This window comes from Nonomuraea sp. NPDC050310 (genome assembly GCF_040655795.1).
Classification (GTDB): Bacteria; Actinomycetota; Actinomycetes; order Streptosporangiales; family Streptosporangiaceae; genus Nonomuraea.
In genome coordinates this window covers 539,700-562,399 of the sequence record NZ_JBFAKP010000001.1, presented here as the reverse complement: position 1 = coordinate 562,399, position 22,700 = coordinate 539,700, and the positions used below count along the sequence as shown (strand labels likewise).

20 protein-coding genes are annotated in these 22,700 nt (G+C 72.3%); 9 read left to right on the top strand and 11 right to left on the bottom strand.

What is annotated here, in order from left to right; all coding sequences use genetic code 11:
• Positions 1 to 72: 72 nt before the first annotated feature.
• On the top strand, positions 73 to 1,152 hold the full coding sequence (locus AB0I67_RS02780; RefSeq protein ID WP_357916524.1) for an epoxide hydrolase family protein: 1,080 nt from the start codon (positions 73 to 75) through the stop codon (positions 1,150 to 1,152).
• A 167-nt stretch (positions 1,153 to 1,319) separates the two neighbouring features.
• Positions 1,320 to 2,720, top strand: coding sequence for an MFS transporter (locus tag AB0I67_RS02775; protein ID WP_357916521.1), 1,401 nt, complete (start codon positions 1,320 to 1,322; stop codon positions 2,718 to 2,720).
• An 85-nt stretch (positions 2,721 to 2,805) separates the two neighbouring features.
• Here AB0I67_RS02775 and AB0I67_RS02770 read toward each other — a convergent pair whose 3' ends face one another.
• The 3 genes from AB0I67_RS02770 to AB0I67_RS02760 form a co-directional block, all read right to left on the bottom strand.
• Positions 2,806 to 5,427, bottom strand: coding sequence for a phosphoenolpyruvate carboxylase (locus AB0I67_RS02770; RefSeq protein WP_357916518.1), 2,622 nt, complete (start codon positions 5,425 to 5,427; stop codon positions 2,806 to 2,808).
• Positions 5,428 to 5,594: 167 nt separating this feature from the next.
• A complete protein-coding gene (locus AB0I67_RS02765) occupies positions 5,595 to 7,184 on the bottom strand; it encodes a hypothetical protein (protein ID WP_357916515.1) in 1,590 nt (529 codons plus the stop codon).
• Between the two features lie 146 nt (positions 7,185 to 7,330).
• Positions 7,331 to 8,098 carry an ABC transporter ATP-binding protein gene (locus AB0I67_RS02760; protein ID WP_357916512.1) on the bottom strand — a complete coding sequence of 256 codons (768 nt, stop codon included), beginning with the start codon at positions 8,096 to 8,098 and terminating at the stop codon, positions 7,331 to 7,333.
• Positions 8,099 to 8,359: 261 nt separating this feature from the next.
• On the opposite strand from AB0I67_RS02760, the gene AB0I67_RS02755 reads away from it, so the two are divergent.
• From AB0I67_RS02755 to AB0I67_RS02745, 3 genes are all read left to right on the top strand, one after another.
• Positions 8,360 to 9,949: an acyl-CoA carboxylase subunit beta gene (locus AB0I67_RS02755; RefSeq protein ID WP_357916509.1), complete on the top strand. Its 1,590-nt coding sequence runs from the start codon at positions 8,360 to 8,362 to the stop codon at positions 9,947 to 9,949.
• Positions 9,946 to 10,140 carry an acyl-CoA carboxylase subunit epsilon gene (locus tag AB0I67_RS02750; protein ID WP_357916506.1) on the top strand — a complete coding sequence of 65 codons (195 nt, stop codon included), beginning with the start codon at positions 9,946 to 9,948 and terminating at the stop codon, positions 10,138 to 10,140. Before AB0I67_RS02755 ends, AB0I67_RS02750 begins: the two co-directional genes overlap by 4 nt.
• Positions 10,141 to 10,245: 105 nt before the next feature.
• Positions 10,246 to 11,187: an NYN domain-containing protein gene (locus AB0I67_RS02745; RefSeq protein ID WP_357916504.1), complete on the top strand. Its 942-nt coding sequence runs from the start codon at positions 10,246 to 10,248 to the stop codon at positions 11,185 to 11,187.
• On the opposite strand, the gene AB0I67_RS02740 is transcribed toward AB0I67_RS02745, so the two are convergent.
• Complete coding sequence (locus AB0I67_RS02740; protein ID WP_357916501.1) at positions 11,176 to 12,129, bottom strand: DUF5937 family protein; 954 nt, start codon at positions 12,127 to 12,129, stop codon at positions 11,176 to 11,178. The two genes, AB0I67_RS02745 and AB0I67_RS02740, sit on opposite strands and share 12 nt — an antisense overlap.
• 60 nt (positions 12,130 to 12,189) lie before the next feature.
• Between AB0I67_RS02740 and AB0I67_RS02735 the strand changes: the two genes are divergently transcribed.
• The 4 genes from AB0I67_RS02735 to AB0I67_RS02720 all read left to right on the top strand — a co-directional run bounded on the left by AB0I67_RS02735 (position 12,190) and on the right by AB0I67_RS02720 (position 16,690).
• The gene (locus AB0I67_RS02735; protein WP_357916498.1) at positions 12,190 to 13,410 is read left to right on the top strand and encodes an MFS transporter; all 1,221 of its coding nucleotides are present in this window, start codon (positions 12,190 to 12,192) and stop codon (positions 13,408 to 13,410) included.
• 98 nt (positions 13,411 to 13,508) lie between these two features.
• The gene (locus AB0I67_RS02730) at positions 13,509 to 14,927 is read left to right on the top strand and encodes a DNA-3-methyladenine glycosylase 2 family protein (protein ID WP_357916495.1); all 1,419 of its coding nucleotides are present in this window, start codon (positions 13,509 to 13,511) and stop codon (positions 14,925 to 14,927) included.
• The gene (locus tag AB0I67_RS02725) at positions 14,924 to 15,424 is read left to right on the top strand and encodes a methylated-DNA--[protein]-cysteine S-methyltransferase (RefSeq protein WP_357916492.1); all 501 of its coding nucleotides are present in this window, start codon (positions 14,924 to 14,926) and stop codon (positions 15,422 to 15,424) included. The genes AB0I67_RS02730 and AB0I67_RS02725 overlap by 4 nt, the downstream gene beginning before the upstream one ends.
• A gap of 129 nt (positions 15,425 to 15,553) precedes the next feature.
• Positions 15,554 to 16,690, top strand: a complete 1,137-nt coding sequence (locus tag AB0I67_RS02720; RefSeq protein ID WP_357916490.1) for a lipase — start codon at positions 15,554 to 15,556, stop codon at positions 16,688 to 16,690.
• A gap of 23 nt (positions 16,691 to 16,713) precedes the next feature.
• On the opposite strand, the gene AB0I67_RS02715 is transcribed toward AB0I67_RS02720, so the two are convergent.
• The 7 genes from AB0I67_RS02715 to AB0I67_RS02685 all read right to left on the bottom strand — a co-directional run bounded on the left by AB0I67_RS02715 (position 16,714) and on the right by AB0I67_RS02685 (position 22,700).
• Positions 16,714 to 17,631, bottom strand: coding sequence for a hypothetical protein (locus AB0I67_RS02715; RefSeq protein ID WP_357916487.1), 918 nt, complete (start codon positions 17,629 to 17,631; stop codon positions 16,714 to 16,716).
• Positions 17,622 to 18,197 carry a hypothetical protein gene (locus tag AB0I67_RS02710; protein ID WP_357916485.1) on the bottom strand — a complete coding sequence of 192 codons (576 nt, stop codon included), beginning with the start codon at positions 18,195 to 18,197 and terminating at the stop codon, positions 17,622 to 17,624. The genes AB0I67_RS02715 and AB0I67_RS02710 overlap by 10 nt, the downstream gene beginning before the upstream one ends.
• The gene (locus AB0I67_RS02705; RefSeq protein ID WP_357916482.1) at positions 18,194 to 20,935 is read right to left on the bottom strand and encodes a hypothetical protein; all 2,742 of its coding nucleotides are present in this window, start codon (positions 20,933 to 20,935) and stop codon (positions 18,194 to 18,196) included. The genes AB0I67_RS02710 and AB0I67_RS02705 overlap by 4 nt, the downstream gene beginning before the upstream one ends.
• Before the next feature lie 238 nt (positions 20,936 to 21,173).
• Positions 21,174 to 21,596 (bottom strand): pilus assembly protein TadG-related protein, encoded by a 423-nt coding sequence (locus tag AB0I67_RS02700; protein WP_357916479.1) that lies wholly within the window; start codon positions 21,594 to 21,596, stop codon positions 21,174 to 21,176.
• Positions 21,593 to 22,021: a TadE family protein gene (locus tag AB0I67_RS02695; protein ID WP_357916476.1), complete on the bottom strand. Its 429-nt coding sequence runs from the start codon at positions 22,019 to 22,021 to the stop codon at positions 21,593 to 21,595. Before AB0I67_RS02695 ends, AB0I67_RS02700 begins: the two co-directional genes overlap by 4 nt.
• Positions 22,012 to 22,476 carry a TadE family protein gene (locus AB0I67_RS02690; protein ID WP_357916473.1) on the bottom strand — a complete coding sequence of 155 codons (465 nt, stop codon included), beginning with the start codon at positions 22,474 to 22,476 and terminating at the stop codon, positions 22,012 to 22,014. Before AB0I67_RS02690 ends, AB0I67_RS02695 begins: the two co-directional genes overlap by 10 nt.
• The gene (locus AB0I67_RS02685; RefSeq protein ID WP_357916470.1) at positions 22,473 to 22,700 is read right to left on the bottom strand and encodes a hypothetical protein; all 228 of its coding nucleotides are present in this window, start codon (positions 22,698 to 22,700) and stop codon (positions 22,473 to 22,475) included. The genes AB0I67_RS02690 and AB0I67_RS02685 overlap by 4 nt, the downstream gene beginning before the upstream one ends.

Genomic DNA, 22,700 nt, shown 5'->3' with positions numbered 1-22,700 from the left:
GCCGCGAAACTTTTCCGGGGTGATCAGGGATCGCGGAACGAAGTCTTCCGCGATCCTTCCTACTGTTGACCCATGGAAACCTTCCGGATCGACATCCCGCAGAGCGACCTCGACGACCTCCAGCGCCGCCTTCGCGAGGCGCGCCTGCCGAACCAGGTTCCCGGCGCCGGATGGAGCCGGGGCATGCCCCTGGACCACCTCCAGGAGCTGGTGGAGCACTGGACCACCGGCTACGACTGGCGGGTCTGGGAGAAGCGGATCAACGAGCACCCGCAGTTCGTCACCGAGATCGACGGCCAGAAGATCCACTTCCTGCACGTGCGCTCCGCCAAGGCGGACGCGCTCCCGCTGATCCTCTCGCACGGCTGGCCGGGTTCGGTCGTGGAGTTCCTCGACGTGATCGAGCCGCTCTCGCGCGACTTCCACCTGGTCATCCCCTCGCACCCGAACTTCGGCTTCAGCGGCCCGGCCGCGGCCGGCTGGGACTCCCGCCGGATCGCCACGGCCTACGCCGAGCTCATGACGCGGCTCGGCTACGAGCGCTTCGGCGCGCAGGGCGGCGACTTCGGCGCCTTCATCGCCCCCGACCTCGGGCGCGTCGCGCCGGACCGGGTGGTCGGGGTGCACGTCAACGCGGCGAGCGTCGGGTTCATCCCGATGGACGAGGTCGACCCCGAGCAGTTCACCGAGGCGGAGCGGGTGCGGCTGCAGCGGCTCAACGACTACACCTCGGGCGGGAACGGCTACTTCCAGATCCAGGCCACCAAGCCGCACACGCTCGGCTTCGCGCTGGCCGACTCGCCCGTGGGGCAGCTCGCCTGGGTCGCGGAGAAGTTCCACGACTGGGCGCACCCGGCCGGGTCCATCGACCGGGACGTGGTGCTGACCCACGCGGCGCTGTACTGGTTCACCAACACCGGCAGCTCGTCGTCGCAGCTCTACTACGAGAGCATGCACTCCGGCTCCTGGCCGACACCCTCGCCGGTGCCGACCGCGGTGGCCAACTTCGCCGAGGACGTGGCGATCCGGCGGTATGCCGAGGAGGTCAACAACATCGTCCGGTGGAGCGAGTTCGACCGGGGCGGGCACTTCGCCGCTCTGGAGGCGCCGGATCTCTTCGTCGAGGACGTGCGCGCCTTCTTCACCGCCTGACCCCTCCGGTTCTGCGGGTACGGAGGCGGCCCGCCTGCCGTACCACTCCGGGGTGCGGCCAGCCCGGTTGCCGGCCGCACCCCACTTTTTCGACCCAACTATGGAATGAAGCATTCCGTTCTGTTATTCTGGAACAGAACAAGCCGTTCCGATTCAGGAGGCCCCCAGTGACCGCTCTCGACACCCGCCCCGTGGTGGTGGAAGCCCCGACGCCGACCCCCAACCGCTGGCGCTGGATCGCCCTCCTGGTGATCATCACCGGCTCGGTGATGGAGCTGCTCGACGCGACCGTCACCAACATCGCCGGCCCCGTGATGCGGGCCGAGCTCGGCGGCGGCACCTCGCTGATCCAGTGGCTCGGCGCGGCCTACACCCTGGCGATGACCGCCGGGCTGCTGACCGGCGGCCGGCTGGGCGACATCGTCGGACGCAAGCGCATGTTCCTCATCGGCGTGATCGGCTTCACCATCGGCTCGCTGCTCTGCGCGATCGCCGTCTCGCCCGAGACGATCATCGCCGCCCGCGTGGTCCAGGGCCTGTTCGGGGCCGCGATGATCCCGCAGGGCATGGGCCTGATGAAGGAGATGTTCCAGCCCAAGGAGCTGCAGGCGGCCTTCGGCCTGTTCGGCCCGATCATGGGTCTGTCCGCGGTGGGCGGCCCGATCCTGGCCGGCGCGCTCGTGGACGGGCCGGGCTGGCGCATGATCTTCCTGATCAACCTGCCGATCGGCATCGCCACCGCCGTCGCCGCGCTGCGCTTCCTGCCGAACACCAAGCCCACCGGCGGCGTCCGGCTCGACCTGCCCGGCGCGCTGCTCGCCTCGCTCGCCACCGTGCTGCTCGTCTTCCCGCTGGTCCAGGGCGGCGAGCACGGCTGGCCGGTCTGGAGCTTCGTGCTGATGGGCCTGTCGGCCGTGACCTTCGCGGTGTTCGTCGCCTACGAGCGCCGGCGCAAGAGCGACCAGCTCATCGCCCCCAGCCTGTTCCGCAAGCCCGCCTTCCTCGGCGGCATGGCCGTCGGCGCGACCTACTTCGCCGCCTTCGGCGGGGTGTTCGTGGTGATCGGCCTCTACACCCAGCTCGCCCTGGGCTACTCGCCGCTCAAGGCCGCGCTGACCGGCGTGCCCAGCTCGATCGGCATGATCATCGGTATGACCATCGCCCAGGCGAGCGTGAAGTACGGCCGCAAGGTGCTGCTCACCGGCGCGGTCATCATGGGGACCGCGGTGTTGTCCCTGGTCCTGATCGCCGACCCGGCGATCACGCCCTGGCAGCTCGCGCCCTCCCTGGTCTTCGTCGGGCTGGGCAGCGGCCTGATCATGGGTCCGTACTACTCGATCGTGCTGGCCGCGGTGGACCCCGAGGAGATGGGCTCGGCCTCCGGCACGCTGACCGCGATCCAGCAGGTCGGCAACGCGCTCGGGCTGGCGATCCTGGGGACGGTCTTCTTCCAGACCGGGAGCGCGGAGATCACCTTCGCGGCGGCGGCCGGGCTGATCGCGCTGACCCTGGCGGTCGGGTTCCTGCTGCCGAAGCAGGGCCGCGAAGGGGTCGAGCTCGCGCACTGAGCGGCTTTCGCAGCACGAAAAGGGGCCAAGGTCATCCTTGGCCCCTTTCGCTGTCGTCGAGATGATCAGCCGGTGTTCCGGGTGGTCAGCCGGTGTTCTGGAGACCGGCTGCGACGCCGTTGACCGAGAGCAGCAGGAGCGTCGACAGCCGGTCGCGCTCCTCCTCCGACGGCTTCTCCTCCGACCGCAACGCGGTCAGCGCGCGAAGCTGCAGGTGCGAGAGCGCGTCCACATACGGGTCACGAAGCTGTACGGCACGCGACAACACCCGCCGGTTCTGCAGCAGCCGCTCGTGCCCGGTCACGGCCAGCACGAGCCGGCGGGTGCGGTCGTACTCCTCCAGCACCTGCTCGGCGAAGTCCGGCCGGCCGCCGAGCGCCAGGTACCGCTTGGCGATCGAGCGGTCGGTCTTGGCCAGCGACATCTCCGCGTTGTCCAGCAGTGCGGCGAACAGCGGCCACTCGCGGTAGGCCGCCCGGAGCTGCTCCAGGTCGGTCACCGCCTCCAGGCCGCTGCCCAGGCCGTACCAGCCGGGCAGGTTGACGCGGGTCTGCGCCCAGGCGAACACCCACGGGATGGCCCGCAGGTCGTCCAGCGAGCGCGGCGCGCCGAGCCCCCGCCGGGCCGGACGCGAGCCCAGCCGCAACGAGCCGATCTCCTCCAGCGGGCTGACCAGCGCGAACCACTCCGGGAAGCCCGGCGCCTCGGTCAGCGCCCGGTAGGCCCGCTCGGACGCCGTCGCCACCTCCGACGCCAGCGCGCGGAACCGGTCGGCCGCGGCCGAGGTGCGCTCGCCGACCACCGGGGAGGAGGCCAGCAGCACCGCGTTGGCCACCTGCTCCATGTGCCGGCGGGCGATGGCCTGATGACCGTACCGGGCGAAGATCACCTCGCCCTGCTCGGTCACCTTGAACCGGCCCGCCACCGACCCGGGCGGCTGCGCCAGCACCGCGCGGTTGGCCGGACCGCCGCCACGGCCCAGCGCGCCGCCGCGGCCGTGGAACAGGCGGAGCTTGATGTCGTTGGCCGCCGCCCACGCGGTCAGCCGCTCCTGCGCCTCGTACAGCTTCATGGTCGCCGCCGCCGGGCCCAGCTCCTTGGCCGAGTCGGAGTAGCCGAGCATGACCTCCACGCGGCGGTCGTTGTCCTTGAGCCGGCGCTGCACCTGCGGCAGGTCGAGCATCCCGGCCAGCACGTCGGCCGAGTGGTCGAGGTCCGCACCCGACTCGAACAGCGGCACCACGTCCAGCACCGGCGCCTTCGCGCCCAGCGCGAACTCGGCCAGCTCGTACACCGCGGCGATGTCGCCGGCGTTGCGGGTGAAGGAGACCACGTAGCGGGAGCAGGCGTCCACGCCGAAGCGCTCCTGGATCCAGCCGATCACCCGGATCGTCGCCAGGACCTCCTCGGCGCGCTCCGACAGCTCGCCGCCGGCCCTGACCTCCTCCAGCACCGTGGCGTGAACCTGGGAGTGCTGGCGTACCTCCAGTTCGGCCAGATGGAAGCCGAACGTCTCGACCTGCCAGATCAGGTGCTGGAGCTCGCCGTACGCCTGCCGTACGGCGCCGGCGGCGCGCAGGGACTCCTGCGCCAGCCGCAGGTCGGCGAGCAGGTCGGCGGGCGAGCGGTAGGCGAGGTCGAGGTCGCGGCGGCGGGTCGCGCCGATCCGCGCGGCCACGAACAGCAGCCACTGGCGGTGCGGCTCCGACGGCGAGCGGGTGGCGAGCTCGGAGACCAGGTCGGGCTGCGAGTCCGTCGCCGCCTTGATCGCCCCGCGCAGCGCCGCCGACGGCGGCGTGAACTGCGCCGCCGCGGTGATCGTGCGAGCGATGCGGCCGGTCGCCGTCTCCAGCGCGGTCAGCACGTGCTCGGCCTGGATCAGCACCGCCTCGCGGGTCACCTTGGCGGTGACGTTCGGGTTGCCGTCCCGGTCGCCGCCGATCCAGCTCCCGTACCGGATGAACGGCCTGGCCAGCGGCTCCCGCGTGCCGCTCCCCTCCCCCAGCGCCGCGTCGAGACTGCGGTAGACCTGCGGGACCACGCGGAACAACGTCTCGTCGAAGGCGGCCATCGCGGTCCGCACCTCGTCGAGCGGGTCGAGCTTGGTGTTGCGGAGCTGGGCGGTGCGCCACAGCAGGTCGATCTCCTCCAGCAGCCGGCGCCGGCTCTCCGCCCGCTCCGACTCGCCGCGGCCCGGCGTGTTGTACTCCGTGAGCTGCGTGCTCACCCGCTGGATCGCCGTCACCACCGCCCGGCGGCGGGCCTCCGTCGGGTGCGCGGTCAGGACCGGATGCAGCTCCAGCCCCTCGACCAACTGCGCGACCCGCTCCACGCCCAGCTCCTCCACCGCCGACGCCAGCGACTCCCGCTGGCCGCCGTCGTTGTCGCGCTCGCGCAGGATCCGGATCCGGTAGTGCTCCTCGGCGAGGTTGGCCAGGTGGAAGTAGCAGGTGAACGCCCTGGCGATCTGCACCGCCCGGTCGATGTCCCACCCGCCGACCATCGCGGCCACCTCGTCGAACGGCACCTCACGGCGGCGTGCGCCGATCACTGCTTTACGCAGCTTCTCGACATCCGCCAGCAGGTCAGGGCCGCCCTGCTCGGCGATCACCTGGCCCAGCAGTTCTCCCAGGAGCCGCACATCGGCGCGGAGCTCCTCGGGCATCTCGATGACGGCGCTGTGGCGCTCAACCGCCTGGGAAGTCATGCTCAGAGGGTATCCAGGCGCTCTCAGCGGATGGATACCGGTCTCGAGTATTGGACTAGACCACTGTTTCTCCTGGTGAAAGCATGGCCTTCGGCTTCGCATGCCCTTCGAGGTCCCCTCTATGGGCAACCCAAGCTCTCCCCCCTCGCCGGTGCCTCGTCAGGGGGTCAGGTCGGGCGGCTGACGGCCGCGAGGATTTCGGGGAGGCGGAGGCGGGCGAGTTTGGCGGCCAGGTGCTGGCCCAGGAGGGTGGCGGCGAGGCCGTACGGGAGCATGAGGGCGGCGAGCCAGTGGAAGCCCAGGACGACGGGGAGGGCCAGAGGCAGGGCTAGGAGGACGACGGCCATCATGGAGCCCATGGAGCCGAGGAAGGCCTGACCGCCCTGGCCGGGGGCGGCGCCGGTGAAGGCGTTCATGCGTTCGGGGACGGTGTAGGGGATGAGGGTGCTGGTGATGGCACCGGCGCCCAGGGCAAGGCCGAGGACGCCCCACGCGGTGAGGAGGGCGGGGAGGACGGCGGCCGGATTGCCGGTGAACAGGCCGATGGCCAGGGCCAGGGCGGCGAGCAACGGCAGGGCGATGAGGGCGGCGGCTAGGTGACGGCCGCGGATGTCGGTGCGGAAGTCACGCTCCTGCGCGAAGACGACGGCGTTCATCCACAGGGAGCGTCCGTCGATGCCGAAGAGGTTGCTGAGCTGGGCGCCGATCATGATGGCACCGAGGATGCTCAGGCCGATGACCAGGGCGGGGCCGGCGCCGTCGCCGCTCATGGAGAAGGCCAGGGCGCCGGTGACCACGACGGCGACCAGCCAGCTCACGCGGAAGCGCGGGTCGCGGCGGAGGTAGCGGACCTCCTTGTAGACCACGGCGGCCAGGGGCCCGTCGGGCAGGAGTCGGTCGAGCAGGCCGCTGGAGGCGCGTACGGAGGCGGCGGCCTGGGTGGAGGAGTCGGGGGTGACCAGGGCGCGGCCCAGGACCTTGATCCACAGGTAGCCGACGACGGCGACGGTGAGGGCGACCGGGAGCAGCCACAGGGGGTTGCCGGTGGAGATGGCCTCGGCGGTCATGCCGGGCGGGGTCCAGCGGAGGAAACCGGCGGCGCCGCGGAGCAGGGCGGCGGGGTCGTCCAGGCCGCGGTTGACGATGATGTTGGGGAGCTGGAAGAGCAGGACCAGGGCGATCGCGGCGACGGCCAGGAGGTCGCGGCCTCGGCGGGAGCGAAGCAGGCCGGACAGGGCCGTGGTGACCAGGCGGGAGGTCACCAGGCACAGGGCGAACATCAGCGGGACGGCTACCAGGCCGGTGAGGGCCGCTGGGAGGCTGCGGGCCAGGCCGGCCAGGGCGCCGAAGAGGGCGATCAGCGTGGTCAGGGGCCAGGCGCCGGTGGCTGAGGAGGCGAACAGGCCGATCGCGAGCTGGCGGGTGGTCAGGGGGAAGAGGGACAGACGGGCCGGGTCGAGGGTGTCGTCCAGGCCGAAGGCGAGCAGGGGGACGACCGCCCAGCCGATGAGGAAGGCGGTGAACAGGACTGTGCCGAGGTCGGCGGCCACGTCTGGGGGTGCCAGGCGGAGGGCGAGGAGGGAGAGGAAGCTGACGGTCGCCACGAAGAGGGCGGCGAGGAGGGTGAAGACGAAGCCCAGTTTGCGGTCCACCGCGCCGCGGAGGTTGCCGCCGATCAGGCGGAGCTTGAGGGCGGCGAACAGGGTGAAGGGGCGGATGGGCTCCCGGGGCAAGGGCTTGGCCGGGAGGGGCACCACCGGGGTTGGCCTCGCGGGAGTCGGCTTCGGCGAGGTCGGGTCCACTGGGGTCGGGTCCACTGGCGTCGGGTCCGCCGGAGTCGGGTCCGCCGGGGTTGACCTCGCGGGAGTCGGGTCCGTGGGGGTGGGGTCCGTGGGGGTGGGGGTCATTGGGGGGCTCCGAGCCAGGAGAGGCCGTCGCCGTCGGTGCCGGAGGGGCCGCCGACCAGGTCGAGGAAGGCCTGGTTGAGGGTACGGCCGGCGCGGACGTCGTCGAGGGTGCCCTGGGCGACGATGTGGCCGCCGCTCATGACCGAGACCCAGTCGCACAGCCGCTCGACGAGGTCCATGACGTGGCTGGAGAAGACGACGGTCGAGCCGGAGGCGGTGTAGCGGCGCAGGACCTCGGTGAGGGTGTTGGCGCTGACCGGGTCAACGCCCTCGAAGGGCTCGTCCAGGAAGAGGACGGCGGGGTTGTGGAGGAGGGCGGCGGCCAGGCCGATCTTCTTGCGCATGCCGGTGGAGTAGTCGACGACCAGCTTGTCGGCGGCGTCGGACAGGCCCATCACGTGGAGGAGCTCCTCGGCGCGGCGCTGGACCTCGGCTCGGGGCAGGCCTCGGAGGCGGCCGTTGTAGATGAGGAGTTCGCGGCCGGACAGGCGCTCGAACAGGCGCAGGCCCTCGGGGAGGACGCCGATGCGGGCCTTGACCTGGACGGGGTCGGCCCAGACGTTGTAGCCGGCGACCTCTGCGGCGCCGCCGTCGGGGCGGAGGAGGCCGGTGATCATGCTGAGGGTGGTGGTCTTGCCGGCGCCGTTGGGGCCGACCAGGCCGGCGAAGCTGCCTGCGGGCACGACCAGGTCCACGCCGGCCACCGCCATCTGGGGGCCGAAACGTTTGAGCAGGGCGTGGGTGCGGACGGCGGCTTCGGTCATGCCGCCACCTTATGGCTCGCCGGTGGAGGGCGGGAGGCGGGTGTTAGGGGGCTGTGGATAACTCGGCGAGGAGGTCGGGGGGAAGCGGCGGGATCCCCTAAGAAGCGGGGGATCCCCTAAGAGGCGGTGGGGACGGGGAAGACACGGGGGAGCCCTCGGATGTGGCGGGGCGGGTAGGCAGAGCCCTGGGATGTGGCGGGGCGGGAAGACAGGGGAAGCCCTGGGATGTGGTCGGGTGGGAGGGGCCATTAGCCTGTGGGCATGAGTGCCGAGCCCGTGCCGCAGCTCCCCCAGATCGACATCCACACGACCGCGGGAAAGATCGCCGACCTCGAACGCCGGCTGGACGAAGCCGCGCACGCCGGATCGGCCGCGGCGGTGGAGAAGCAACACGCCAAGGGCAAGATGACCGCCCGGGAGCGGGTGCTGGCCCTGCTGGACGAGGGCTCGTTCGTGGAGTTCGACGAGTTCGCCCGGCATCGTTCGACCATGTTCGGGCTGGAGGCCCGCCGGCCGTACTCCGACGGGGTGATCACGGGGTACGGGACGATCGACGGCCGGCAGGTGTGCGTGTTCTCGCAGGACGTCACCGTGTTCGGCGGGTCGCTGGGCGAGGTGTACGGCGAGAAGATCGTCAAGGTCCAGGACATGGCGCTCAAGACGGGCTGCCCGATCATCGGGATCAACGAGGGCGGCGGGGCGCGCATCCAGGAGGGCGTGGTCGCGCTGGGCCTGTACGCGGAGATCTTCAAGCGGAACGTGCACGCCAGCGGCGTGATCCCGCAGATCTCGCTGATCATGGGCGCGGCGGCGGGCGGGCACGTGTACTCCCCCGCGCTGACCGATTTCGTGGTCATGGTGGACCAGACCTCGCACATGTTCATCACCGGCCCGGACGTCATCAAGACGGTCACCGGCGAGGAGGTGAGCTTCGAGGAGTTGGGCGGCGCGCACGCGCACAACACCAAGTCGGGCGTCGCGCACTACCAGGCGTCGGACGAGAAGGACGCGCTGGAATACGTCAAGGCGCTGCTGTCCTACCTGCCCTCCAACAACCTCGACGAGGCGCCGGCCTACGAGCCGGCCGAGGACCTGGAACCGGACGCCGGGCTCGACACGATCATCCCCGACTCGGCCAACCAGCCGTACGACATGCACCAGGTCATCGAGCACGTGCTGGACGACGGGGAGTTCCTGGAGGTCCACGCGTTGTTCGCGCCGAACATCGTGGTCGGATACGGACGAATCGACGGACACCCCGTGGGGGTAGTCGCCAACCAGCCCATGCATTTCGCAGGATGTCTGGATATCAACGCATCCGAGAAGGCCGCGCGATTCATCCGAACATGTGATGCCTTCAATATTCCAATCCTCACTTTTGTGGATGTTCCGGGATTCCTGCCAGGAACCGATCAGGAATGGAACGGAATCATCCGCCGCGGCGCCAAGCTCCTCTACGCCTATGCCGAGGCCACGGTCCCGCTGATCACCGTCATCACCCGCAAGGCGTACGGCGGCGCCTACGACGTCATGGGCTCCAAGCACCTGGGCGCCGACGTCAACCTGGCCTGGCCGACCGCGCAGATCGCGGTGATGGGCGCACAGGGGGCGGTCAACATCCTCTACCGCCGCGAGCTGGCCGCCGCCGAGAACCCCGACGCCGAGCGCGCCCGCCTCGTCACCGAGTACGAGGACACCCTGGCCAACCCCTACATCGCCGCCGAGCGCGGCTACGTCGACGCGGTGATCCGCCCGTCCGACACGCGCCCCCAGGTCGTCCGGGCGCTGCGCGCGCTGCGCAACAAGCGGGCCTCCCTTCCGCCGAAGAAGCATGGGAACATCCCGCTGTGAAGCTCAGCATCGTGCGCGGCGAGGCGACCCCCGAAGAGATCGCGGCGCTGGTCGCCGTCCTGACCACGCGAAACGATCAGACGCCCGCCCCGGCCCCGCGCAAAACCGAATCATGGCGAAACCCGGCAAGATCCATGCGTAAGGCGCTCACGCCGGGGAAGTCGGCCTGGCGGAACAGCGGCCTACCATAGAAGGATCCGAAGAAACGGGTGTCAACTTCCCCGGGACTTGGGAGTATCTAGAAAATAGGCGTATATAGTCAGCCGATCAACTAAGTCCGCGGCCTGGAGGACGACATGGCCATCCCAGACCTCACGCCGCATCCTGTCGCAGCGAAGTACGCCGTGCTCGTGGATGTCGGTTATCTGTATGCCGCCGCTGGTGAAGTGCTCCTTGGGGCCAAGGAACGCAAGGAATATCGGGTGGCCGCCGATGAGCTGATCCAAGCTCTTCAGAAACATGCACTGGAACGTATTTCCGGCGAACTCTTGCGGATCTATTGGTATGACGCGGCTCGTGACCGGGTGCCCACCGTCGATCAGCGGGTCATCGCCCAGCTTCCCTGGGTGAAGGTACGGCTTGGCAACCTGAACGCGCGTGGCCAGCAGAAAGGGGTGGACGCCCAGATCAGGAGCGATCTGGAGGCCCTGGCCAGGCATCACGCGGTGACCGACACGATCCTGCTGGCGGGCGATGAGGACATGGTGCCCGCGGTGGAGGCGGCTCAGGCGTATGGCGTCCGTATCCACCTGTGGGGCGTCGAACCGCCGTACGGCACCAACCAGGCCGAGCGCCTCGTGTGGGAGTCCGACACCGTTGAAGTGATCTCCGCTGATTTCCTGCGTGCCTATTTCAGTCGTGCTCCGCAGCCGGTGACGGTCGCTCCGCCGGTCACCACGCCTTCGCCCGCCCAGGTCTTCGCCGGCCGTACGCAGGTCAAGCCCTCGCTCAAGCCCGGTCAGGTGGCCAAGCTGGGCCCCTCCCGGCCCCGGGTCGAGGAGGTCGGCGAGCACGTGGCCCAGAAGTGGATCCTCACCCGTGGCCGCGACAACATCCGGGACCTGCTGCCCGGGCCGATACTGCCGACGGTCATCGACACCGAGTTGCTGATCGAGGCGGAGAAGGAGCTCGGTCACTCGCTGCGGCCGTACCCGGAGGCCAGGGTGTGGTTGCGGGACGGGTTCTGGGCGCGCGTCTACCGGGAGTTCGACCTGGGGGTCGGCATCTCATCGAAGTAGCGCCTCGGCGACAGCCGTACGGGCGTAGAGGACGTATCGCCCGGTGCGGTGGGCCGAGCAGAGTCCGGCGCGGCGCAACGCGGTGAGGTGGCGGTTGGCGCCCGGCTCCGTCAGGCCGGTGCGCAGCGCCAGGTCCCGCGTCGAGGCGGGCTGGTCGAGCTCGGCCAGCAGGCGGGCCCTGGTCCGGCCCAGCACCGCGGCGAGCGCCTCCGGGGGCTCGCTCTCGCGGCGTTCCCACAGCGTGGCCAGGCCGCGCGGCGGGTAGCGGACCGTCGGCTGCCAGGGCGGCGCCGTACCGGAGAAGATGCACGGCCAGGTGAAGACGGAGGGCACCAGCAGCAGGCCGAGGCCGCGCAGTGGGCGCACCCCGGAGGCGTAGCGGCTGGGCAGGATCAGCGTCTCGCCCGCCCAGCGCACGCCGGGGTCGAGTTCGGCGAGCGTGTGGCGCAGGCCGTGCTCGGCCAACTGCCGGGCGCGATAGAGCACGTCGCCTTCGAGCAGGCTGCGGATCCTGGGCCAGTACGGGTCGATGGCAGCCGCCCAGTAGGCGCTGATCTCGCCGGCGAGGCGGTCGAGGCCGGCCTCGGGGTCGTCGTACAGGGCGCGCAGCGGCTTGGTGTGCGGGTCGTCGAGCTCCTCCCGCACGTGCGCGGCCTGGGCGCGCAGGGTGACCAGTTCGACGTCGAGGTCGGGCACGGGCGTGCTGGGCGGCGGGCAGACGAAGGCCGGGATCGCCCTGGTCGGCACCGGGATGAGGTCGTGCAGCAGCCGCCAGTCCACGTCGCGCAGCCGCCGGGCGACCTGGTCGGCCCAGGGCCGCAGCAGCGGGTGCCCGGCGGGATTCTTGACCACCCGGACGCTGGCGATCACCTCCCAGAGCGGGGACAGGGCGAACCGGGTGTTCGCCACGTCCTCGGCGGTGAAGATCAGCTCCCGTGCCATCGGATTAACGCCTCGCTCAATCGATTGGTCTGTCCTCCATGGTGCTGGATCGTCGGGGCCATGACCACCACGACCCCGATTCTTCGCCATCCGGACTTCCGTCAGCTCTACGCGTCGGCGGCGGTGAGCCAGTTCGGGTCCCAGATCACTTATGTCGCGCTTCCCCTGCTCGCGGTGACCTCGCTCGGCGCGGGGCCCGGTGAGGTCGGATTGCTGGCGTCGCTGGCGACGATCACCGTGCTGGTCGTCGGGCTGCCCGCCGGGGTGTGGATCGACCGGGTGCGGCGGCGGCCGGTGATGATGCTCGCCGACCTGGCGCGGGCGGCCCTGCTGGCCAGCCTGCCGCTGGCCTGGTGGTTCGGCTGGCTGACCATGGGCCAGCTCTACCTGGTGGCGATGCTGACCGGCGTCGGCACGCTCTTCTTCGACGTGGCCTCGCACAGCGTGCTGCCCGGCCTGGTCGGCCGCGATCGGCTGACCTCGGCCAACTCGTTGCTGGTCAGCACGAGCGCGGGCATGGACATCGCCGGGCGCAGCTTCGCCGGCGTGCTGGTCGGGCTGGTCGGCGCGCCGCTGGCCGTCCTGCTCGACGTGCTCTCCTACCTGGCCTCGGCGTTGTTCCTGGGCCGGGTGCGCCAGGCCGAGCCGGCGCCCGAGCCCCGCGCGCCCGGCGAGCGGCTGGGCCGGCAGATCGCCGAAGGGGTGCGGTTCGTCGTGCGTGACGCCCACCTGCGGCCGATCGCGATCCAGGGCGCGCTGAGCAACCTCGGCTACCCGCTGCTGAGCGTGCTGCTGCCGGTCCTGATGATCGACCGGCTCGGGCTGCCCGCGTGGGTGTTCGGCCTGTTCATGGCGGTGGGCGGGGCGGGCGTGCTGGCCGGGTCGGCGACGGCGCACCTGGTGGGCTCCTGGCTCGGCCGCGGGCGCGCGGTCTGGCTGATCAGCCTGACCACCACGCCCGCCGCGCTGGCCGCGCCACTGCTCGACGCCGGGCCCTGGCTCTGGGTGTCGGGCGTGGCCTGGTTCGTGCTGACCTACCGGACCGGCCTGAACAACGTGCTGCTGGTGAGCTTCCGCCAGTTGGTGACGCCGGACCCGATGCTCGGCCGGGTGAACGCGACGATGCGGCTGATCCTGATGAGCGCGGTCGGGCTCGGCGGGCTGCTGGCCGGGCTGATCGGCGAGCTGTGGGGGGTGCGGGCGGCCATGTGGACCGGCGGGGTGATCTGGGCGCTGAGCTGGCTGCCGCTGGTCAACTCACCGCTCAGGCGTGAGGTCTGATTCCCGCGATTCGCGCTCACTAGCTGGGCCTGGGCGGATCACGGTCAGGTCCGATTCCCGCCAGTCGGCGGTCGGCGGGCGGACGTAGAGTCGGTGGCATGACCGCTCAGGACCTCGACTTCGACGCCTGCTACCGGGCAGTCTCCGCGCGGGACGCCCGGTTCGACGGGCGGTTCTACACGGCGGTGAAGACGACCAGGATCTACTGCCGCCCGGTCTGCCCGGCCCGCACCCCGGCGGCGCGCAACGTGCGCTTCTACCGGCACGCGGCCTCGGCCGAGGCGGCCGGGTTCCGGCCGTGCAAGCGGTGCCGGCCCGAGCTGTCGCCCGGCGATCCCGGCTGGGACGTGCGGGGCGACTTCGTCGGCCGGGCGCTGCGCCTGATCGACGACGGCGCGGCGGACGACACCGGCGTGGCCGGGCTCGCCCGGCGGCTGCACATCACCGAGCGGCACCTGCACCGGCTGTTCGTGGCCGAGCTGGGCGTCGGTCCGCTGGCGGTGGCCAGGACCAAGCGGCTGCTGCTGGCCAAGCAGTTGCTCACCGAGACCGGGCTGCCGGTCACCGACGTCGCCTTCGCGGCGGGGTTCGGCAGCGTGCGGCAGTTCAACGCGACCATGCGGGAGACCTACGGGTTCACCCCGAGCGAGCTGCGGGCCACCGCCCGGGGGGCCGCCGCGGCGCCCGCCGAGACGGCGAGCCTCCGGCTCAGGTTGCACCGGCGCGAGCCGTACGACGTGGCGGGCGTCTTCGCCTTCCTCGCCGCGCGGGCCATCCCCGGGCTGGAGCAGGCCGGCCCGGCCTCCTACAGCCGGGTGGTCCCCGGCGGGACGCTGACGCTCACCCCGCAACCGGGGCACATCGCCCTGGAGGTGTCGATCGACGACACCCGGCAGCTCGCCCGGCTGGTGGGCCGCTGCCGGCGGCTGCTCGACCTGGACAGCGACCCGGCGGCCATCGCCGAGACGCTCGGCCAGACCTCCCTGGCCCCGCTCGTCGCCGCCCGGCCCGGGCTGCGCGTGCCGGGCGCCTTCGACGGGTTCGAGCTGGCCGTGCGGGCCGTGGTGGGGCAGCAGGTGTCGGTCGCCGGGGCGCGCACCCTGCTCGGCCGCATCGTCGCCCGCGCGGGCAGTCCCGTCGGTCCCCCTGAGGAAGGCGCCCGGCTCTTCCCCACCCCCGCCGAGCTGGCCGCGGCCGACCTCGACGGGCTCGGCCTCACCACCCGGCGCATCGCCACCCTGCACGCCCTCGCCGAGCGCACCGGCTCCGGCGAGATCGACCTCGACGGCGGCCAGGAACCCGCCGAAGCGGTCGCCCGCCTGCTGGAGGTCCCGGGCATCGGCCCGTGGACGGCCGGCTACATCGCGCTGCGCGCGCTGCGCGACCCCGACGCCTGGCCCGAAGGCGACCTGGTCCTGCGCAAGCGCATGGCCGCCCTGGACATCCCCGACGACCACACCGAGCGCTGGCGCCCCTGGCGCGCCTACGCCGCTCTCTACCTCTGGAGCGCATCATGATCACGGCAAGCATCGAGCCCACCCCCGTCGGCCCGCTCTCCCTCCTGACCCGCGACGGCGTGCTCGTGGCGGCCGGCTTCACCGCCGACCCCAAGGAGATGTTCGTACGGCTGACGCCGGCCCTGCAGGAGGAGGGACTGGAGGTGGTCGACTCGCTGGGCGAGATCTCGGCCGCGGTCCGCGCCTACTTCGCCGGCGACCTCGACGCCCTCGACACCGTCCCGGTCGACCAGCCGGGTTCCGACACGCGCCGGCGGCTGCACCAGGCGCTGCGCGAGGTCAAGGCCGGCACCACGGTCTCCTACGCCGAGCTGGCCGAACGCGCCGGGCTGGCGCGCACCGGAGCCCGGGCGGCGGGCAGCGCGTGCTCCCAGAACCTGATCGCGCCCTTCGTGCCCTGCCACCGGGTGCTGCCCAGCACCGGCGGCTTCGGCGGCTACTACTACGGCACCCACGTCAAGCAGTGGCTTCTCGCCCACGAGGCGCGCCGGCCGTAAGCCTGGCGCTGATGCCCGGGCCCGCCGTCAGACCGTGGTCTGACGGCGGGTTCGTCCCGAGGGGCGAAGGCGTGGAGCAAGATCGCTGCGAGGCTGGGGAGGAATCCCGCCGACCAGGAGGAACCACGCATGCTCGCCGCCCTCGTCACCGCCGCCGGACTGATCGGCGCCCTCACCCTGCCCGTCCCGACCGGTCCGCGCGAGGTGGGCACGGTCGCGCTCCACCTGGTGGACCGGTCGCGGCCCGAACCGTGGGTGGCGGGCCGGCCGTACCGCGAGCTGATGGTCAGCGTGTGGTACCCGGCGGCCGGGTCGCGGCGCCTGCCGTACGCGCCGCACATGACGCGGCGCGCGGGCGAGGACTTCGGCCAGACCGTCGCCCCCGCGATGTTCGGCACGAAACCCGGCGAGGTGGACTGGACCGGCACCAAGACGCACGCCCGGTACGGCGCGCCGGTCAAGGGCGGCAAGCTGCCGGTCGTGCTGTTCTCCCCCGGCTTCGGCGCCCCGCGCTCGGTCGGCACCGCGATCGTGGAGGACCTGGCCAGCCGCGGCTACATCGTGGTCAGCATCGACCACACCTACGAGGCCGCGCAGGTCGAGTTCCCCGGCGGGCGGCTCGAACGGGCCAAGCTGCCGGCCCAGCCGGACACCGCGGACATGCTGAAGGCGCTGCGCACCCGCGTCGCCGACAGCCGCTTCGTGCTCGACCAGCTCGACCGGCTGGCCCGCGGGCACAACCCCGACGCCGCGCGGCGACGGCTGCCCGGCGGCCTGCCCGGCGCGCTCGACCTGTCCAGGACCGGGATGATCGGACACTCGATGGGCGGTTCGACCGCCGCCGAGGCCACGCACGACGACCCGCGCGTGGACGCCGGCGTCAACCTCGACGGCGGCCACCGCGGCCCGGTCGCGCAGAGCGGCGTCGCCAAGCCCTTCCTCCAGATGGCCGCGCAGCCGCACACCCGCGAGAGCGACGCGAGCTGGCGCACCTTCTGGGAGCGCTCGACCGGCTGGAAGCGCGAGCTGCGCTTCACCGGCGCCGAGCACTACTCCTTCACCGACCTGCAGACCCTCGGGCCGCAGGTGCCCGGCGTGCCCGAGGCACGGCTGCGCGGGCTGCTCGGCACCATCGACCCGGAGCGCTCGCTGGCCGCGCAGCGCGCCTACGCGGCCGCCTTCTTCGACCTGCACCTCAAGGGACGGCAGACGCCGCTGTTCGACGCGCCCAGCGCCGAGCACCCGGACGTCGAGCTCATCCCCTGACGGTGCTCATCCCCTGACGGTGCTCATCCTCTGACGTTGCTCTGGACTTCGCCGACCGGCACGTCCCGGGTGCCGCCCGCCTCGATCGGGTCGTAGGCGAAGGGCACCACGTCGTTGTCCACCTCGACCGGCCAGACCGTGTTCACGGTGAGCACGTACACCCCGCGCGGCTGGTCGATCGAGGCCCGCAGGTAACGCACCCCGCAGGTGAACTGCCCGCCCCGCACGTACGGCCGGCCGGACGAGCCGCAGTCCTCCTTGACCTCGGCCCGGTCGGCGGTCGTGCCGGACTTGATCTCGATGTCCTTGAGCTGGGCGGTCACCGTCGCCGACATGACGCCCGGCAGGCTCGCGGTGACCGAGCGCCGGGTGGTGCCGATGCCGTCGATCCACACCCAGGTGGGCAGGTTGACGTAGCTCTTGGCGTCGGGGTTCAGCTTGATCTGCGGCTCGGGCACGGTCAGCGCGGCCCGGGCGATCTGCACCAGTTCCTCCAGCGTGATGCCCGCCGGAGGCGTGGTGCCCGGCGGCACCCAGACGAACGGCTCCAGGCCGCCCCAGCAGGCGTAACCGCCCGGATCGGCGTTGTTGTAGGCCGGTTTCCACCACCGGCCCTCCTGGCCGACCTTGTCCTTGAACTGCTTGAGGAACTCCTGGAACTGGGCCTCGGTGCCGCGCGGGTTCTGGCTGAACCAGCGGGCGCGCAGCAACTCCTGGGTCTGGGCCATCTGCGCGCCGTCGGGGCCGGGTTCGTACCAGCACGGGCGCTTGATGCGGTAGCCGTCGCCGGTGCCGCCCCTCGCGCCGTTGCCGGTGATGACGATGTCGGAGTTCTCCAGCTTGACGCCTGCCGTACGGTCGTCCTGGAAGCCCTCACCGCGCGGGCCGCCGGGATCGAGCACGAGCAGGACCGCTGCGAGCAGGCGAAGCATCACGCGCATCCCTTCAGATCATGTCGGAAGTCCTTGACCCGCCAGCCGCCGTCGTCGTCGCGCCGCAACACGACGGCCTGCAGGTACGGGCCGCGGGTCCAGGCCGGCTGGCGGGCGAGCTCGCGGCCGGTCCTGGACAGCAGGCGCAGGCCGCTCTCGTCCACGCACGCCCCCACCTCGGCGCCGTCGCCGACGACCGCGCGCACGTTCAGGGCGTACAGCCGGGCCTGACCCCGAACCTTCGCGCCGCGGAAGCCGCGCACCCACGCGTGCGCCTCGGCCGCCGCCGCGCCCTCGACCCGGTCGAGGTAGCCGTCGTCCCCGGTCTGTACGGCTCGCCACGAGTCGAGGTAGAGGTCGGTGAAGCCCTTGAGCAGCGCCAGGTCCGCGCCGGCCGGCCAGTCGATGCCCACCGACAGCTCCGGGCCGAGGCGCACGGTCTCCACGGTCGGAGTCGGCGTCGCGCCGGCCTCTTCGGAGGCGGCCGGCGGGGCCGCGGCCTGGCGGGGCGTGTACGGCTTGTCCGCCTGGCCGCAGCCGGCGGCCAGCAGGAGCACCAGCAGCCAGCGCCTCATGCCGTGCTCTCCCTCACCACGTGGATGCGCCACGAGGGCAACAGCTCGTCGATCAGCGCCTCGGTCTCGGGCGCCATGCCGCCGCCGTACGGATGCGAGGCCGAACGCCTGGTCAGGCCCTCGACGACGGCCCGCAGCCGGACGAGGTCGCCGGTCGCGTGCGTCGCGCGCAGCAGGTCGCGCCACAGGCCCTCGTCGTCGGCGGCCAGCAGCAGGCCCGCCCGCACCGCCGCCACCGCCGCGTCCGGCTCGCCGTGGGCCAGCCGTACCTCGCACAACCGGTGCGCGGCGTCGGCCACCCCCGCGCTGACGTCGTACTCCAGCTCGTCGGCGGCCAGCCATGCGTACCGCCCGCGCGGCCGGCCGCTCAGCAGCGGCCCGCGGACCAGGCCCAGCGCCCGCTCCAGCAGGACCGCGCGGGCCGTCTCGTCGGAGTGCGAGCGGCGGACCAGTTCGCGGAAGAGCTCCCAGTCGGTGCGCACCCCCGGGCCCAGCCGCAGCCGCCCGGCCTCGTCGGTGAACAGGTGCTCCGGGCCCAGCCACTCGGCCACCCGGGCGATCGTCGCGTCCCGCACCATCGTCTGCACGCCGCGCGGCCAGAGCACCCCGCCGAGCACCACCGGGTGCACGCCGCCGGGATGCGTGGCCAGGTAGACCATCAGCTCCGTGGCCAGGACCATGCGGCCCTCCTCCAGCGGGTCGACGCCGACGATCTCGATCGGGCCGAGCATCCGGATCTCGACCGCGGGCGGCTGCCGGATGTCCAGCGGCTCGGCCTCGGGGACCGCCTCGCCGTCCAGGTGCTCGGCGGTGGTGAAGAGCTCCACCAGCGCCTGGTAGTGGCGGCGCGGCAGCAGTTGCGCGGTCGTCTCCAGGCCCAGCTCCGGCACGCGGGCGCGGCCGTCGTCGGTGATCTGGATCGTCCAGGTCGCGTGCGGCACCTCCCCGGCGACCACGTACCCGGCGCTGTCCTTGCGGGCCAGCAGGGCCAGGCGGCTGGCCTCCTCCTGGGTCGGCGCGACGGCGCACAGCAGGTAGTGGGCGTCGCGGGGGCTGCCGGTCACCCGGCCGCGCAACACCTCGGCGCGGGGGGCCGCGGTCGCCTCCAGCTCGGGCAGCACCTCGGCGAGGCCGCCCACGGCCTTGATCCGCTCGGGGGCGATGGCGGTGAGCTCCTCGCCGAAGCCGACCAGGGTGATGCGCATGCGGTCCGACCAGCGGTTCGTCGCCAGCTCCACGGCTAGCGCGGCCAGCGCGGCGGTGGTCTGCGGGCCGGTCACCGCGATCAGGCCCTGGGCCGCCTCCAGGTCGATCAGGATCCGGCCCGAGCTGTCGGCGCCCAGCGAGACCAGCCCGGGGTACGGCGCGCCGCCCGGTTGTTCCTCCAGCAGGCGGCCCTCGTGGGCGGGCAGCCGCCAGACCTGGCCGCCGTCGCCCGCCGTCCAGGGGGGCGGGGCGTCGGCCTGGGGCGGGTGGACCCACAGGTCGAGGGTCCTGGAGGACAGGTGGGCGGCGTAGACGGTCGGCGGGGTGCGGTTCTGGGCGGCCAGCTCGGCGCCCAGGAGGCGCAGGCCGATGTCGAGCATCCTGGTGCCGGGGGCGTCCGCGCCGAGCCGGAGGGCGACCTCGGCCTTGGCGGCGTCGCCTCGGGGGCGGGACAGGCGGTGGCCGAAGGCCCTTCGCCAGAGCTGTTCCCTTCTGCGGCGGCCGAGGGCCAGGAGCAGGCCCGCGGCGGCCAGGGAGGCGCCGGCCAGGTAGTCGACCAGGTCCAGGGCGGGGGTGGTGGCCGGGGTTTCCGGTGCCGTGGCTTTCGGTGTCGTGGTCTCCGGTGCTGCGGGTTTCGCGGCTGGTTTGGGGGTTTGGGCCGGGGGTGCGGCCGGCTGGCGGGTTTCCGGCTTGGCGGGGGATTCGGCGGGGGCTCCGATGGCTGCGGTGCCGGTGCGGGCCTCCTTGGGGGCTTCGGCACGGGCTTCGGTGGGGGTTGCGCGGCCTGGGAAGCGTTCGAGGGTGTCCACCCGCTTCTGGTCGCGGGGCACGGTGTGCACGTTGCGGGCGTCGTCCGGCATGTCGAGCACCCAGCCGGGCCGGATCAGGTCCGCCATCTGCAGGCGGGTCCCGTCCGGCTGGGCCTTGTGCTGGTTGAGCCGGTAGATCTCCGGATACCGCCGCCCGTCGCCCAGGCACTTCTCCGCGATCTCCCACAGGCTCTCGTGATGCCGCCCGTGCGGGGGCTGCACGACGTACACCTTCTTGGTCGTCGTGACGGTCTCGACCGTGCCCTCGGCCACGGGCGCCGCGTAGGTGACCGGCGCGAGCCTCGGGGCCTCCACCCGCGTCGCGGCACTGGCCGCGGGGACGGCGACCGCGCTCGCCGTGAACAGCACGAGCACCGCCGAGACCAGCCGGTTGGCCAGCACCTGCGTGCCGCCGGACAGCGGCACCCGCCTGGGCATGCCCACCCGGCGCACTCCGGCGTACAGCTCCACGACCACGCAGACCAGGAGCTGGAACCAGGCCAGCCACACCAGCAGGACCAGCACCGCGAGGATCGTGCTCGGGCCGATCTCGCTGGTGAACAGGTCGAGGGTCAGCAGCTCGGGCGAGAGCGGCGGGCCGGCCAGGGTCAGCAGCGCGTACGGCACGCCGGCGATGAGCAGCACCAGCACCACGAGCGCGCCCAGACCGGCGAGCACGTCGCCCACGGTCCGCCTCGGCGGGATCCGCACCGGCACCGGCACCGGCCTCCGCCTCTTCCCCGGCCTCGGTTCCGGCCGGGGAAGCCCCTGTCCCTGCCCCTGCCGTTGTTCCGGTCGGGGAAAAGGGGAGGCCCCGGGACGGCCCCCCTTGGGGGTGCCCGGACCTGACTGCCCAGAGCTGTGTGGGCGCTTACCCGACGGCATCGGCCCTCCTTCTTCGTCCAGCGTGTTCGTTCACCCCCCGCACCCGCCACCGACCGGCGCGTTTCGGTCTACCTCGTCACCGCGCGTCCGGCCCCGCCGTCGCCTCGCCCTCCATCCAGGACCCGGGAAAGCCGACCGCGCCCAGGAAGAACGCCTTCCACTCCGCCCGCACCCGCACGGTCACCGCCGCCCCGCCCCCGGTCACCTCGCACGTCCCGGCCTCCAGCCCGGTGGAGCGGTGCGCGTCGAGCACCTCCCACGCCCGCGCGCACACCTCCTCGCTGCCGAGCAGCCGCGCCTGGCCGGTCTCGCGCAGGTGCTCGACGTCGATGCGGTCCGCTCCGGCCCTGGCCGCCTGCTCGGCGACGTCGGCCGCCCGCAGCCGCGCGTTGATGGCCGAGCCGCCGTCCACCAGGAGCCCGGCGAGCAGGAAGACCACGACGGAGAAGAGCACGGTGAACACCGACATCGAGCCGCGATCGTCCCTTCGGCTGGTCACTCGACCCTCCGGAAGGTCTCCAGGGGCACCACCGCGTCGCCGGTCAGGTCCTTGACCAGGTCGAACCCCACGAACCCGAGGTCGAGGCGGCAGGTCACGGTCGCGGTGACCTGCCCGCCTTCCGCCCACTCCGTCCCGGCCAGGGACGACTCGGGGCCGTCGCACGTGCCGCCCAGCGCGTGCTGGGTGGTGGCGTCGGCGGCGGCCTCGGCCTCCGCCTTCGTCCGCTGGACGGAGGCCGCACGGGCGGCGTCCCTGGCCGCGCCGTTCACCTCGCCCTGGGCCTCCACCAGGCGGCCGGCTCCGGCTAGGAACATCAGGAACAGCAGGAAGACCGGGGCGAGCATGACGGTCTCCACCGCCATGGAGCCCCGCTCTGCCGGGGTGCGGGAGTGCTTCGCCGTACGGGCAGGGGTCAGCCGCATCGGCCGGTCCCGTCGTCCGGGCGGAAGCACTCGACGGGGCCGCCGGAGCGGGCGGTGATGGTGAAGGCCAGCTCGGGCAGCAGCGGGATGACCTGGACGGCCGAGGCGGTGACCGCGACCCAGCGCTCGTCCTCGCCCCGGGTGGTGGCCTCGACCTGCAGATCGGACAGCAGCTTGGGGCCGACCGCGCGGGCGATCTCCTCGGCCTTGGACTCGGCGTCGGCCGCCCACGAGCCGGAGTCGTAGGGGGCCGAGCGGGCCACCCTCGCCCCCTCCCGGGCCGCGGCCTCGGCGACCTGCCGCCCGTGGAACCACAGGGCGACCTGCACGACGAGCAGGGAGACGGCGAGGATCACCGGCATCAGCAACGCCAGCTCGATCACCGTCGCCCCCCGCTCGCTACGCCGCTTCGGCCTGGGTTCGCGGACGGGGTGGCCGGGCCGTGGGTGCTTCACTCGTCGCCGCCCCCGCCTTCGCCGCCGAAGCTGTTCTGGATGTCGCTCTGCTTCTGCTCGACCAGCGTCTTGATCAGCGTCGCCAGCCCGAGCGCCACCCCCGCGATGATCGCGGTGATGATCACCCACTCGACGGCGGAGGCGCCCCGGGTCGGGGCGGTGCGGGCGCGGTGGATCCGGACGCCCAGATATGCGCGCAGGTAGATGACCCAAGGATGGTTCAT

Excerpts from the sequence above, each read along its gene's own strand:
- AB0I67_RS02780 (WP_357916524.1), top strand. The coding sequence starts at position 73 with ATGGAAACCTTCCGGATCGACATCCCGCAGAGCGACCTCGACGACCTC.
- AB0I67_RS02715 (WP_357916487.1), bottom strand. The coding sequence starts at position 17,631 with ATGCGCGTGATGCTTCGCCTGCTCGCAGCGGTCCTGCTCGTGCTCGAT.
- AB0I67_RS02770 (WP_357916518.1), bottom strand. The coding sequence starts at position 5,427 with ATGACTTCCCAGGCGGTTGAGCGCCACAGCGCCGTCATCGAGATGCCC.
- AB0I67_RS02710 (WP_357916485.1), bottom strand. The coding sequence starts at position 18,197 with ATGAGGCGCTGGCTGCTGGTGCTCCTGCTGGCCGCCGGCTGCGGCCAG.
- AB0I67_RS02745 (WP_357916504.1), top strand. The coding sequence starts at position 10,246 with ATGGCCATCCCAGACCTCACGCCGCATCCTGTCGCAGCGAAGTACGCC.
- AB0I67_RS02725 (WP_357916492.1), top strand. The coding sequence starts at position 14,924 with ATGATCACGGCAAGCATCGAGCCCACCCCCGTCGGCCCGCTCTCCCTC.
- AB0I67_RS02720 (WP_357916490.1), top strand. The coding sequence starts at position 15,554 with ATGCTCGCCGCCCTCGTCACCGCCGCCGGACTGATCGGCGCCCTCACC.
- AB0I67_RS02755 (WP_357916509.1), top strand. The coding sequence starts at position 8,360 with ATGAGTGCCGAGCCCGTGCCGCAGCTCCCCCAGATCGACATCCACACG.
- AB0I67_RS02735 (WP_357916498.1), top strand. The coding sequence starts at position 12,190 with ATGACCACCACGACCCCGATTCTTCGCCATCCGGACTTCCGTCAGCTC.
- AB0I67_RS02740 (WP_357916501.1), bottom strand. The coding sequence starts at position 12,129 with ATGGCACGGGAGCTGATCTTCACCGCCGAGGACGTGGCGAACACCCGG.
- AB0I67_RS02685 (WP_357916470.1), bottom strand. The coding sequence starts at position 22,700 with ATGAACCATCCTTGGGTCATCTACCTGCGCGCATATCTGGGCGTCCGG.
- AB0I67_RS02730 (WP_357916495.1), top strand. The coding sequence starts at position 13,509 with ATGACCGCTCAGGACCTCGACTTCGACGCCTGCTACCGGGCAGTCTCC.
- AB0I67_RS02760 (WP_357916512.1), bottom strand. The coding sequence starts at position 8,098 with ATGACCGAAGCCGCCGTCCGCACCCACGCCCTGCTCAAACGTTTCGGC.
- AB0I67_RS02695 (WP_357916476.1), bottom strand. The coding sequence starts at position 22,021 with ATGCGGCTGACCCCTGCCCGTACGGCGAAGCACTCCCGCACCCCGGCA.